This window comes from uncultured Butyricimonas sp. (genome assembly GCF_959596855.1).
In the GTDB taxonomy this organism is placed as follows: domain Bacteria; phylum Bacteroidota; class Bacteroidia; order Bacteroidales; family Marinifilaceae; genus Butyricimonas; species Butyricimonas muris.
In genome coordinates this window covers 1-13,192 of sequence record NZ_CAUFYA010000075.1, presented here as the reverse complement: position 1 = coordinate 13,192, position 13,192 = coordinate 1, and the positions used below count along the sequence as shown (strand labels likewise).

Sequence of the window (13,192 nt, the reverse complement as noted above, 5' to 3'; positions counted from 1 at the left end):
TAAAATCTAAAATCTAAAATAGATACATTTGTACCTGCGATATTCGATTAATTTCTATTCAAAATGATAACACGTATAAACAGTAAAAAGAACGAAAAGACGCGCGGTTCGCTTTCCCTTGGTTTCCTCAGAGATCCCCGGACCCGTGTAGTTGTAGGGTTGATATTCATGTTATTTTCCGTCTATCTTTTCGTGTCACTCGCGGGCTTTTTCTTCACGGGCGGCATGGATCAAAGCCTGGTAGACAAAGAAACACGGGAACTCGTCACGAATCCCGATATTGTCGTGGGGAATCCCGGCAGGAAGCTGGGCGCCTATCTCTCCGACTTGCTCGTGAACCGCTGGTTCGGCGTGTCTTCATTTATATTCTGCTACCTGCTGTTTATCATCGGTCTGGGCATCATGGGACGTCCGTTGAAAAGCCTCGGGAAGAAAATCATCCTTAGCTTCGTGCTTGTCATCTGGATCTCCTTATTACTAGGATATATCTTCAATTTCGTTCCATCCGGTTATGTCTTCCCCGGCGGGGCGCACGGTTATTTCGTGTGTTTCTGGTTAAATTCGTTTATCGGTGAAATCGGGACTCTTTTCCTTTTACTGGTATCGTTTGCCGTTATCCTGTTCTTCGGGTTTGAAAATGCCTTTAATAAATGCGTGACAATGGTCAAGGCTTATTTCGCCCGCAAGGCACAACGCAAAGAAGAGAGAAGGATGGCCAGAGAGGCCGCGGCAACCCAACGGGAAATGAAAACAGAACAGCCGGAAAACGAAACCGAGGACACAAACTTGTCTCCGGAAAATGAAATCATCACGGAAGCCCCGACAGAAGACGAGTTCTATTCCAATGTCACGGAAAAAGAGCCAATCGAAGAGGACCACACGGAAGAAATCACCTCTCTTGTAACCGTCAACAATCAAGTGGAATTACCGCTGAACGACGAAAACCGCGAGGACATCAGGCAAGACACGGAAACGATTACCCCACCGGCGACCGACGATATCGAATTAACCGTCATGGCGGACAAACTGGAAGAGCAATTGACCAAAAACCTGATGCCGGACACGGAATACGATCCGACATTGGATTTATCCAATTACCAGTACCCGCCACTGGATTTGCTGGAAGAATATGCCTCCAATGCCTCCAAGGTAACCGCCGAGGAACTGGAAGAAAACAAGAACACCATTGTCGAAACCTTACGGCAATATAAAATAGAAATCACTAAAATCAAGGCAACGATCGGTCCCACGGTCACTCTCTACGAGATTGTACCCGCCCCCGGTATCAAGATCTCCAAAATCAAAAACCTTGAAGATGACATCGCCTTAAGTTTGGCGGCATTAGGTATCCGCATTATCGCCCCGATCCCCGGGGCGGGAACAATCGGCATCGAGGTTCCCAACCAAAAGCCGGAAATCGTTTCCATGCGAGGTGTTATCGCTTCCAAGAAGTTCCAAGAATCCAAATACGCCCTTCCCGTCGCCTTAGGCCGTACCATCTCGAACGAGCCTTACACTTTCGACTTGGCTAAAATGCCCCACCTTTTGGTTGCCGGGGCAACGGGACAAGGTAAGTCCGTCGGCTTGAACGCGATTATCACCTCGTTATTGTACAAAAAACACCCGTCACAATTGAAGTTTGTCATGGTAGACCCGAAAAAAGTAGAATTAAGTATCTACTCGGTCATCGAGAAACATTTTCTTGCCAAACTCCCGGATGCGGAAGAAGCTATCATCACGGACAACGACAAGGTGGTCGCCACGCTCAACTCTTTGTGTATCGAGATGGACAGCCGTTACGACTTGTTGAAACTGGCTCACGTGAGAAATATCAAGGAATACAACGAGAAGTTCGTGAAACGGCAACTGAACCCGAACAACGGACACCGCTATCTACCTTATATCGTGGTCGTGGTCGACGAGTTTGCCGACTTGATCATGACCGCCGGAAAAGAGGTGGAACAACCGATTGCCCGTATAGCACAATTAGCCCGTGCCGTGGGAATACACATGATTATCGCTACGCAACGTCCCTCGACAAATATCATCACGGGTGTGATCAAGGCAAACTTCCCCGCGCGTGTAGCCTTTAAGGTTGCCTCCATGATAGACTCGCGCACGATTCTCGACTCACCAGGAGCGAACCAACTTATCGGTCGGGGAGATATGTTGATCTCCAAGGATAGCGAGATGGTACGCGTGCAATGTGCTTTTGTCGACACGCCGGAAGTGGATGCAGTCACGAAATTTATCGCCGACCAACAGGGATACCCGGAAGCCTACATGCTTCCCGAGTACGTTTCCGACACGGAGAACGGTATCAACAGTGACGTAGATCTAGGCATGAAAGACCCCTTGTTCGAGGAAGCTGCCCGTCTGGTTGTGAACACACAGCAAGGCTCGACTTCATCCATACAGCGTCGTTTCTCGATCGGCTACAACCGTGCCGGACGAATTATCGACCAACTGGAAGCCGCCGGAATCGTGGGTCCCTTCGAAGGCAGCAAAGCCCGTCAAGTACTGATTCCCGACGAGTACAGTCTGGAACATATACTTAAAACCGTCCAAGAACAATTTTAAAAATTTAGAATGAATACTATCTTGCTTCGGGAATCATACAATTTAAAATCTAAAATTTAAAATCCAAAATTAACACGTTATGTTTTTAGAGAAAGCGTACAGAGGAAACAACAAATGGTATTTTTACCTGCTCACGTTGATTATCGTTTTCGCGGCAGTGCAATTGGCATCCTTACCGCTCGCGTTGTATTACATTCTCAAAGACCCGCAAGCGGCCTTATCGGGAAATGCCAATAACCTGTTAGCCATCACGAACACGAACCTCGGGTTAGCTCTCATGCTGTTTACTTTCACGGCGGGAGTTATCGCTCTACTTCTTTGCGTAAAGTGGCTTCATCACAAACAACCCTTGGATATTCTCACGGGACGCAACCGCTTTGATATAAAACGTACTCTTTTCGGCGCCTTGATTTGGGGGATACTGTCATTCGTGTTACTGGGTGCGCAATACGGTTTCGGTGATACCTCCAACTTGGTTTTCCAATTCGAACCGTTCAATTTCTTCATGATGTGCATCGTAATCCTGATATTCATACCCTTTCAAGTCGCCTTTGAAGAATTTATCTTCCGGGGATACCTCATGCAAGGCAGCGTGCTACTTTTCAAATACAGGTGGGTAGCCTTACTGATCACGGGTTGCATATTCGGACTGCTTCATGCCAGCAATCCCGAGGTGGAACGTTTCGGGTTCTGGATTGCCATGCCGCAATATATCCTCATGGGACTGATTCTGGGATTCGTGGCCATCATGGACGACGGTCTTGAACTCGCCTTGGGATTACATTTATCAAACAATGTCATTTCATCCATCGTCGTAACGCACGAATCTTCCGCCCTGCAAACTCACGCCCTGTTCCGGGATATCAACCCGCAAGCCTCGCACATGGATACCCTCGTGATGCTTGCGTGCGGAATCATTTTCATTTGGGTATGTAACCGGAAATATAAATTCCTCTCGAAAATTAACCTGTGGGGAAAAGTGGAGCAACCGGATGAATCTTTCAACTCTTAAAATTTTCTTAATACTCGAGAGGGATTGATTACATTGCCAATAAAATAGTATCTTTGGCAGCGTTCAAAAAATAGAAATAATTAATTAATCAAATAAATCGAAGCTTCAACAAAATGAGAAAAATTACATCATTCATGTTTGTTTTCGTCTTTGCATTATCTTTCTTGGGTAACGCGCAAAACACGAAACAAGACCAACCGAAAGGATATCAATTCACGGATATCAAAAGATTACCGACAACTTCAGTAAAAGATCAAGCTCGTGCAGGTACTTGCTGGTCATGGTCAGGAATTTCTTTCTTCGAGTCTGAAATGATTCGCATGGGTAAAGAGCCTATCGATCTTTCTGCCATGTACATCGTAAGACACGCGTATAGCGACAAGGCCGACAAATTCGTTCGCTTGCATGGTAACATGAACTTTGCCGTGGGTGGAGCTTTTTGCGACGTGATGCACGTGATCAAAAATTACGGTATCGTTCCGATGGACGTGTACATGGGATTGAATTACGGCGAACCGAATCACGCTTTCGGTGAAATCGACGACGTTCTTGCCGGATATATCAATGCCGTGATCAAAAATTCAAACAAAAAATTGAGTACCGCGTGGAAAAACGGATATGAAGGTATTTTGGACGCGTATCTCGGTCCGGAACCTGAAAAATTCGAATACAAAGGAAAAGAATATACCCCGAGAACCTTCGCTGACGAGGTAGTAGGTTTGAACATGGACGACTACGTGAGCTTGACTTCATTCACTCACCACCCGTTCTATACCCAATTCGCTATCGAAGTACCCGACAACTGGTTGTGGGGATTGTCATACAACTTGCCGTTGGACGAACTAATCAAAGTTATGGACAACGCTATCGATAACGGGTACACTTTCGCGTGGGCTTCCGACGTGAGCGAGAAAGGATTCCAAACCGTTAACCCGGGAGTTGCCGTAGTACCGACCAACGACACGAAAGAGATGAGCGGTGCCGAGATTGCCAAATGGGAAGCTATGCCTAAAGGACAACAAACGGCAGACGCATTCAAACAAGGACCTGCCCCGGAAAAAGAAATCACCCAAGAATTAAGACAAAAAGAGTTCGACAACTATCTGACGACGGATGACCACGGTATGCACGTGATCGGTAAGGCAAAAGATCAAAACGGTACAGTTTACTTTATCGTAAAGAACTCTTGGAACAAGTACAATAAATTCGGGGGATATTTCTACGCTTCTTATCCTTTCATGAAATACAAAACGATGAACATCATCGTGCATAAAAACTCTATTCCGAAGGATATTAAAAAGAAACTTGGAATCAAATAAATCCTTTCTATCACACGGTAGAGAAAACCTATAAAAAAAAGGCTGTCATCCCTAGTGATTGACAGCCTTTTTTCATATTTTCGCGAAAATCAAAGTAAATCACATAAATTAAAATATACTATGAATTTAGCAAGAGAGATCAAGAAAGACATTTATTGGATTGGAGTCAATGACCGTAGAACTCATATTTTCGAGAATTATTGGCCGCTTCCCAAAGGTGTCGCTTACAACTCCTATATTATCGTGGATGAAAAAGTGGTTGTTATCGACACGATCGAAAGAAGCAAAATGGACGATTACGTCGAGAATATCGAGCAACTCCTTAACGGGCGGAAAGTGGATTATCTGGTGATAAACCACATGGAACCTGACCACACGGGAGCTATCAAAGCCCTGTTATGCTGCTACCCGGACGTGAAAATCATCGGCAACGCGAAAACGTTCCCCATGCTGAAAAACTTCTACGGCGTACACGAGAATCTTATAGAGGTAAAAGAAGGTGACTCTCTTGATTTGGGCAAACACAAACTGAACTTCTACATGGCGCCCATGCTCCATTGGCCGGAAACAATGGTAACTTTCGAATCCACGGAAGGTATCTTGTTCAGTGGCGATATTTTCGGGGCATTCGGAACTCTTGACGGCGGTATCTTTGACGATGAACTGGATTTGGATTACCTTGAAGAAGAAATTAGCCGCTATTACTCCAACATCGTCGGTAAATACGGTCAACCCGCACAGACTGCCTTAAAGAAACTGGGCGGACTTCCTATCAACATGGTTTGTGCCACCCACGGTCCCATCCGCCGTTCGCATATTGCAGAAATTGTAGCCAAATACGACAAGTGGAGCAAATATGAAACAGACAAAGGTGTTGTTATTGTCTTCAGTTCCATGTACGGAAATACCGAAAAGATGGCGGATGTCATCGCCCGTTTCCTCGCGGAGAGAGGTATCAAGAAAATCCGTATCCATGACGCTTCCAAAACACACCCGTCATATATTATCAACGATATTTTCCGTTATCGCGGGGTAATCTTCGGAAGCTGCGCGTATAACGGCAACGCTTTCCCGACAATGGAAACCCTTTTGACGGAACTCGAACACATGGGCGTGAAAAACCATGTAACGGCATTCTTCGCCGGAAAAGCATGGGCAGGCGGTGCAATGCCCCGTTTCAACCAGTTTGCCGAAAAGATCAAATGGGAAGTAGTCGCTCCCGCTTGTGAAGCATGCGGCTCCCCGAAAGACGATGATCTCGAAACTTGCCGCAATATCGCTTACGCGATGGCTGACAAGTTGGACGAGCTTTATTAAAAGACGAGTAGCCCATGAGCTACTCCTTTTTGCTACCTTCTTCCACGTTTCCCTATACCAAGAACGTAGCATCTTCGAAGCATGAACGTAGCAAAGACGCTCGGGAGCGTTTTTGCTACGTTCATGCTTCGAAGATAAAAAGATTATGCTGGCGAGCAATCGTCACCAATCATTGGACAATCCCTATTGTATCCCTTTTCCCGTACATCGCTTCGAGAATCTTTCTTCCCAACAAGGGACGATAATGTCCTTTCTCGTAATAATTGTGAACATCTGAAGTAAATTCGTTCACCCCGGAGAAGTCAAACACGTTCGCTGCACCGAATATGTCTTGCAGTTGTTTCAAATCGCTCGGGTTCAATCGGACTTGGTCATATTTCGGATTGATTAATATCTTGCAATTCGTACCGTGTTTCACGAAAATATCCCTCATCTCCGAAAGCATATCAAATTGTTTTTTCATGATAATCGACGGAGAAACTTTCCGTACCGTATCCCGCACGGGAAATTCTTTCTTGTGTCTTTCCCAGTACAACTCACCATAATCCGCTATCTCCTTTTCCCGCGGATTGTACACGTCATTCGACCTGCAATTCCGTTCCACCTCTTCCCTGTTGATCACTCCCCTCATGTAACGTTTATACCGTCCGGTAACACGATAATCCACGTAAGGCACCCAAAAATCGGGATTAAAAAACGTCTGCAAGAAACACATCTGAAACTCCCAGTTACTTTGCCCCGTCACTTCCGGGTGTAGGACATGGGTGGATATATTACCTATTTGTGTTTGTTTCAATGTCGCGTAATCCAACAGGATAATCATATTCGCAATAGAATCCTGCACCGCATCCAACGCCCGCACTTTTCTATATATATTCCCCAATCGCTCGGCACTACCGTAAAGACGGATAGCACGCCCTCCCGGTATATACTTCTCCCAATCCTTGGCTTGAAAAGCCATCGTGCAGGAGTTCCCTAAAAGGAAAGAATTATATTTCACGGAATCCCTTTGCATCCGGTAATATTGCCATCCCACGTATCCCTCGTTCACCGCCACCGGGGATTTATAATAATCTTTATACTCGTGCAAGACCTCGAAGGGATCGTCATAGAAATACAATCCCAATAAAGTAAGAAAGGGCAAAATCAGCAATACACATTTCAACAAAAATAAGGCAAACGTCTTCTTCATGGCTAAAATTGCAAATAGATAAAATCTTTACTCCCGAACTCGCCGAACACAAGGAAAAGGAATATAAATAAATAATAGATTCCCCAGCGAACCACTGCCCGTTGCCGACTGACAGCTTTCAACAAATCCCGTTTCGACATAAAATACTCGTACACGAACAAAAGAACAATGGCGGCAACCAGCACGATAATATCATGATCCGGCATTCCCATGCGAAGTTCTTTTATCCCGTGCGGCAGGCTCAACGATAAATGACTGAACATGTACCATACTTCCGACAGCGTATCCAACCTGAAAAACACGAGCGAGATAGCGAACAACAGGTAAGTCCTCACCACGGAATATACCCCGAACACGCTCTTACCCGTGAATTTCTCCAACTTTCCCCGGAATCCGGCAGCAAGCATCTCGTAACTGATATATAGTCCCTGTATCAAACCGTAGATTACGAAATTCCATCCCCCGCCGTGCCACAATCCCAACAGTACGAAAGTGATAATCAACGCGTAGACAATCCCCCACTGCCCCCAATAGCGTTTACTGGCGGCAATCGGCTGATAGAGATAATCCCTCACCCAAAAGGATAAGGTCATGTGCCATCTCCGCCAAAAATCCGTGATCGTTTTCGCCGTGAAAGGTCGATTAAAGTTAGGCGACAGCTTGTAACCAAATACCATCGCACCCCCTATCGCTATATCCGTGTAACCGGAAAAGTCCGCGTAAAGTTCTATCGGGTAAAGCAATCCCGCCAACAGCAACTGCACGCCGCTGGTACTCTCCACGGAACCCAATATATCGTTCAAGTAAGGAGCCAACCGATCGGCAATAATCATTTTCTTCATCAGACCGATACACATTAGCTTCACCCCGTAGGTCACGCCCTCGTAGTCAAAAGCCTTTCCCTCCTTCGACTGCGGCAGAAAATCCCCTGCCCTTTCGATTGGGCCCGACAGGAATTTCATGAAGAATAACATGTACAGCGTGAAATCCGGCAGGCTTCTCTCCGGATTCTCGTCACCCCAGTACACGTCTACCAAATAGGACAGTGCTTGAAAAGTGTAGAACGAGATTCCCAAGGGGAACAGGAAGCCTTTAGCAGAAAATTCAACCGAAATCCCGACCAATCCCAGCAACCATTGCAGGTTACTCTCGATAAATCCCAAATATTTGAACACCGCCAGAAAAAGAATCAGAAAGACCATACCCGCGCAGAATATCCGTTTCCGGGTGACGTCATTCTCCTGTCTGCCGATAAATTTTCCAAGGTAAAAGGTTACCCCGGTTATCGTCAAAGCGATAACCAAGAACATCAGGTTAAAGTAAGCGGCAAAACAAAAACTCGCCAGCAACAGCACGCTCTTCTGGAATTTCCGGGGCAGCGTGTAATACAACACGACACTACACACGAACAGGAGAACGAACTCCCATGAAGTAAACATCATACGCTACCCGACCTTATTTTGAATGACACGACACAGGTCACCCACGTTTTTAAACTTCAACACTTCCCGCAATGAAAACCGTATCCCGTAATGCTTCTCCACGGCCGTGATTAACCGCATATTCGTCAAAGAATCCCATCCCTGCACGTCCGACGCCACCGTTTCTTCTTTCAACACGATGTCATTGTTTTTCAGTATATCCCGAAAAATAACACTAATCTCGTCCAATATCTCCTGAATTTCCATAGCTTTATATTTATACAAGTGACAATAATTTTTTCCTATCAATCTTATTACTCGTCCCCAACGGGAAGACCTCCAGACAATGCACGCGAGCGGGCAACATATACACGGGCAAATGCATTTTCATAAATTCGAGCAACGAGGGAGTGTCGCACTCTGCCGCCTCGATAAACAAGTGTAACCGGCATCCCCCGTCATCGTCTTTTTTCGCCACGACAACAACATTCTTCTCCTCCCGGTAGAATTTTCTCGCCGTGTACTCGATCTCGTTCAACTCCACCCGGAAGCCCTGCACTTTTACTTGGTAATCTTTTCTGCCGCAATAGATGATATCCCCGTCGGCATCCATGTAACACAAGTCACCCGTTTTATAGAACACACGCCCGTTATGACGCACCAGCACCTGTTCGGACTTTTCCCGGCCTTTCCAGTATCCCGCCATCACCTGCGGTCCGCTCACCCACAATTCTCCCTTCTCTCCGGTATTCAACGCCTGCCCGTCCTCGTCGGCAATAACGACTTCCATTTCTTCAAAAGGTCTGCCAATCGCAAGCATCCCGTGATAATGCTTGCATTCTTCACGAGGGATACGATAAACCGTGCAATATATCGTTGCTTCCGTGGGACCATACAGGTTCACAAATTCAGCATTCGGGGCACACGCCCGGAAACGAGCCAGCACGTCTGCCTGCGCTGCCTCTGCCGTGACGATCAGGTATTTTAAATCCGGTAAACGGATCTCGTCAAAATAAGGGGACAAAAACTGAAGTAACGAGGGAGCTATCGCCGCGAATGTCAATCGCTCATCCTCCAGCAACTCGTACACTTTCGTGTACTTCATCTCACCCGGTCCCACCGTGTAGATAGCCGCACCCACCGTCAACGGGAACAACGTAGAAACCACCGAAACGTCAAATGTCAACTCGAACATCTGTAACATCCGGTCATCCGCCCCAAGGTTCCATCCCAAGGCGGAATAAGCCGTATAGAAGGCGTTGAGGTTGTCCCGAGTAATCGGCACTCCTTTCGGCTCTCCGGTACTGCCGGAAGTGAAAATAATATACGCTTTCGTGTCCCCGCTCCCGTAATTGTACTCGACGTGTTCTTCACCCCGAAGTTCCCGGGTAGAAACAAAAGCCACACTTTCCGGCATCGCCTTCGCCATATCACATTCGTCGGCGTACAACACCACCCCTATATCTCCCGCTTCCCGAATCTTGTTATTCCGGTTGTCCGGGTAATGCGGGTGCAGTATGACATAGGTTTTCCCGGACAGCAACACCGCAAGGATGGCTGCATACGTTTCTATCCGGTTTTCCGCCACAACCCCGATAACCTCTTCCTCCCGCCCGTCCAAAAAAGCGTGAATACCGTTGACACAAGCGAACAATTCCTTGTAAGAATACGCTATGCCGTCAATCACAAAAGCCGTTTTACCGGGATACATTCCGGCACTCCGGACTATATCCTTTAATATATTCATCCCATCCATAAAATTTCGCTATTTACTAACGCGGTGACAAATTTAAGTAAAACCTTTCGCAATACTCTACAAAATAGACATTATTTTTTCACTCTCAACATCATGGCGTTTATTGCCACGATCACCGTACTCAATGACATCAGCACCGCTCCTATCGCCGGACTGAGGATAATCCCCACCGGGGCAAGCACTCCCGCCGCCAAAGGAATGGCAAGAATATTATATCCCGCACCCCACCACAGATTTTGTACCATTTTACGGGTAGTACTCTTGGCAAGAGCAAGGAAAGTAACTATATCATAAGGATTACTGCGCACCAGTACCACGTCGGCAGAGTCTATCGCCACATCGGTACCCGCCCCGATAGCAACCCCTATATCCGCACGGGCAAGCGCCGGGGCATCATTCACCCCGTCACCGACCATCATGACTTTCTCTCCTTGTTGCTGGTACGCAATCACAACCTGATCTTTGTTTTCCGGCAAAAGTGAGGCATGCACGTCCGTGATTCCCAAGCGGGCAGCTATTGCAGAGGCGGCAGCCTCGTTATCTCCCGTCAGCATCACCGGACGAACGTGTTCCTTCTGCAATTCCGCCACAGCAGCTTCAGCCTCCGGTTTTATCCTGTCGCCCTGAGCGACAAGCCCGACAACAGTATCTTCCACCACGATAAAACTCACCGAATTTCCCTCGCCTGCCAAACGAGCAAACAATTCCGTGTCATAGGGTATTTTCCGTCTGTCGAGGAATGCCGCCGTCACGATCTCCACGGTCACCCCGTCAACCACACCGATCAAGCCTGTACCGCTTATCAACGTCACGTTCTCGACACGCGGCACCGGAATCCCTCTCTCCTTCGCCTCGGCAATAATACTTGCTGCCAGAGGGTGATTCGACCCCGTTTCCAACGCCGCCATAACCCGTAACACTCTCGCTTCGTTCCAACCTTCCGTCAATGCCTGCACGGCGGATACTCGAAAGTTTCCCTCGGTCAGGGTCCCCGTCTTGTCCATAGTCACCACGGTTATCCGCCGTGCCTTTTCCAGCGCATTACGATTCCGGATAAGCAACCCGCGTGCCGCTCCCAACGAGGTAGAACGCGCTACCACCAACGGGATTGCCAACCCCAGAGCGTGAGGACAAGCAATAATAAAAACCGTCACCATACGTTCAAGAGCGATATTCAGACTACCATCCGCGATCAGCCATACAACGAAAGCGATAATACCTGCCGACAAGGCAACGTAGAACAATGCCTTTGCCACCTTGTCGGAAACGGATTCCGCCCGTGATTTCTCTTGTTGCGCTTCGCCGACAAGTTTCATCACTTGTGCCAGATAACCGGACTCACCCGTACCCGTGATTTTCACCACTATCGTTCCATTACCGTTGAGCGAACCGCCTATCACGCGTGTCCCCGCCTTCTTCTCCACGTCCTTCGCCTCACCCGTGACCATGGCCTCGTTGACCGTCGTTTCTCCCGATACCACCGTCCCGTCGGCAGGCACTTTCTCTCCCGGCTTCACCATAACCTGCTGCCCGACTTCCACTTGTTGGAGAGGAACATCCTTTGTTTCACCATCCGCCCCCACGAGATGCGCACTGCCGGGTAACAACTCCGCCATCTTCTGCAAAGCGTTCCCCGCGTTCCCGACCGCCCGCATTTCAATCCAATGCCCCAGCAACATGATCACTATCAGCGTTGCCAGTTCCCAAAAGAAATCCATCTTGTGTCCGGAAGCATGCACGAGATTATTGGCGATAAAAGCGTAAAGACTATACACGTACGACACCGCAATACCCATAGCTATCAATGTCATCATTGCCGGACTCTTCATCCGCAACTCCATCGCCGCACCGAACAGAAAAGGGCGTCCGCCATAAAAGAACAAAAAAGTCGCCAACGCCAACACCACCCATTCCGAGCCGGGGAACGTGATCTGAAACGACGTGTGTATCCCCATCATCGGGGAAAGCAACAAGATCGGGATCGTTATCACCAACGATACCCAAAATTTCCGACGCAAATTCCCCATGTGCATCATATGCCCACCCGCCATATTCATTTGCTTGCTATGACCATCTTTCATATCCGTTTGTTGCATGTGTTCCATCGTCCCATGCCCGGCAGACATATCCATTCCCGGCATCTGTCCCCCGTGTTCCGTGTTTATATCTTGTTTTTCCATGACTTTCTACTTGATTGTTTCACTAATAATTTTAACGAATAAAGAGTCTATTTTGTTCGAATCGAAGACTCTTTAGTCCATAAGTTCCGTGAAGTTCATAAGGTCTATAAAGTCCATGCCCCTTACGGGGCGTTTTGTCCACAGTAGCGTTGCTGCCGGTGAACACGGTCTAAAGGACACCTGTGACCTTACGGTTCTTATCGGGATTACTGATCTTACGAACCACAAATACATCTTTTTTGAAAAAAGCCTTTTATTTCTTTTTGCAGATTCAAAATTTCCTCTATCTTTGCATCCGCATTTGGAGAGGTGGCAGAGTGGTCGATTGCGGCGGTCTTGAAAACCGTTGTACTGCGAGGTACCCGGGGTTCGAATCCCTGTCTCTCCGCAGAACCTACTGGACAAAACAGGACAG

Annotated in this window: 9 protein-coding genes and 1 tRNA gene; 5 read left to right on the top strand and 5 right to left on the bottom strand. The window is 47.4% G+C overall.

The annotated features are described in order from the left end of the window. Positions 1–63 precede the first annotated feature (63 nt). The 4 genes from Q5866_RS20075 (at position 64) to Q5866_RS20060 (ending at position 6,228) form a co-directional block, all read left to right on the top strand. On the top strand, positions 64–2,580 hold the full coding sequence (locus tag Q5866_RS20075; RefSeq protein WP_303182116.1) for a DNA translocase FtsK: 2,517 nt from the start codon (positions 64–66) through the stop codon (positions 2,578–2,580). Positions 2,581–2,659: 79 nt separating this feature from the next. Beyond that, a complete protein-coding gene (locus Q5866_RS20070) occupies positions 2,660–3,592 on the top strand; it encodes a CPBP family intramembrane glutamic endopeptidase (protein ID WP_186975805.1) in 933 nt (310 codons plus the stop codon). Between the two features lie 113 nt (positions 3,593–3,705). Next, complete coding sequence (locus Q5866_RS20065) at positions 3,706–4,911, top strand: aminopeptidase C (protein WP_176555106.1); 1,206 nt, start codon at positions 3,706–3,708, stop codon at positions 4,909–4,911. Positions 4,912–5,031: 120 nt separating this feature from the next. Next, positions 5,032–6,228, top strand: a complete 1,197-nt coding sequence (locus tag Q5866_RS20060) for an FprA family A-type flavoprotein (RefSeq protein ID WP_227215553.1) — start codon at positions 5,032–5,034, stop codon at positions 6,226–6,228. Positions 6,229–6,397: 169 nt separating this feature from the next. Here Q5866_RS20060 and Q5866_RS20055 read toward each other — a convergent pair whose 3' ends face one another. From Q5866_RS20055 to Q5866_RS20035, 5 genes are all read right to left on the bottom strand, one after another. Beyond that, positions 6,398–7,420 carry a histidine kinase gene (locus tag Q5866_RS20055; protein WP_303182114.1) on the bottom strand — a complete coding sequence of 341 codons (1,023 nt, stop codon included), beginning with the start codon at positions 7,418–7,420 and terminating at the stop codon, positions 6,398–6,400. Between the two features lie 2 nt (positions 7,421–7,422). Beyond that, a complete protein-coding gene (locus Q5866_RS20050; RefSeq protein ID WP_303182112.1) occupies positions 7,423–8,862 on the bottom strand; it encodes an MBOAT family protein in 1,440 nt (479 codons plus the stop codon). Positions 8,863–8,865: 3 nt separating this feature from the next. Continuing rightward, complete coding sequence (locus Q5866_RS20045) at positions 8,866–9,108, bottom strand: acyl carrier protein (protein WP_099293168.1); 243 nt, start codon at positions 9,106–9,108, stop codon at positions 8,866–8,868. 10 nt (positions 9,109–9,118) lie between these two features. Continuing rightward, positions 9,119–10,597, bottom strand: coding sequence for an AMP-binding protein (locus tag Q5866_RS20040; RefSeq protein ID WP_303182111.1), 1,479 nt, complete (start codon positions 10,595–10,597; stop codon positions 9,119–9,121). A gap of 71 nt (positions 10,598–10,668) precedes the next feature. Next, a complete protein-coding gene (locus Q5866_RS20035; protein ID WP_303182110.1) occupies positions 10,669–12,777 on the bottom strand; it encodes a heavy metal translocating P-type ATPase in 2,109 nt (702 codons plus the stop codon). A 303-nt stretch (positions 12,778–13,080) separates the two neighbouring features. Here Q5866_RS20035 and Q5866_RS20030 point away from each other — a divergent pair. Further along, positions 13,081–13,165: transfer RNA gene (locus Q5866_RS20030), tRNA-Ser, on the top strand. Positions 13,166–13,192: the final 27 nt, after the last annotated feature.

What these genes read in the sequence shown, in the direction of transcription:
- Q5866_RS20040 (WP_303182111.1), bottom strand. Translation starts at nt 10,597, where the DNA reads ATGGATGGGATGAATATATTAAAGGATATAGTCCGGAGTGCCGGAATG.
- Q5866_RS20070 (WP_186975805.1), top strand. Translation starts at nt 2,660, where the DNA reads ATGTTTTTAGAGAAAGCGTACAGAGGAAACAACAAATGGTATTTTTAC.
- Q5866_RS20035 (WP_303182110.1), bottom strand. Translation starts at nt 12,777, where the DNA reads ATGGAAAAACAAGATATAAACACGGAACACGGGGGACAGATGCCGGGA.
- Q5866_RS20045 (WP_099293168.1), bottom strand. Translation starts at nt 9,108, where the DNA reads ATGGAAATTCAGGAGATATTGGACGAGATTAGTGTTATTTTTCGGGAT.
- Q5866_RS20060 (WP_227215553.1), top strand. Translation starts at nt 5,032, where the DNA reads ATGAATTTAGCAAGAGAGATCAAGAAAGACATTTATTGGATTGGAGTC.
- Q5866_RS20065 (WP_176555106.1), top strand. Translation starts at nt 3,706, where the DNA reads ATGAGAAAAATTACATCATTCATGTTTGTTTTCGTCTTTGCATTATCT.
- Q5866_RS20050 (WP_303182112.1), bottom strand. Translation starts at nt 8,862, where the DNA reads ATGATGTTTACTTCATGGGAGTTCGTTCTCCTGTTCGTGTGTAGTGTC.
- Q5866_RS20075 (WP_303182116.1), top strand. Translation starts at nt 64, where the DNA reads ATGATAACACGTATAAACAGTAAAAAGAACGAAAAGACGCGCGGTTCG.
- Q5866_RS20055 (WP_303182114.1), bottom strand. Translation starts at nt 7,420, where the DNA reads ATGAAGAAGACGTTTGCCTTATTTTTGTTGAAATGTGTATTGCTGATT.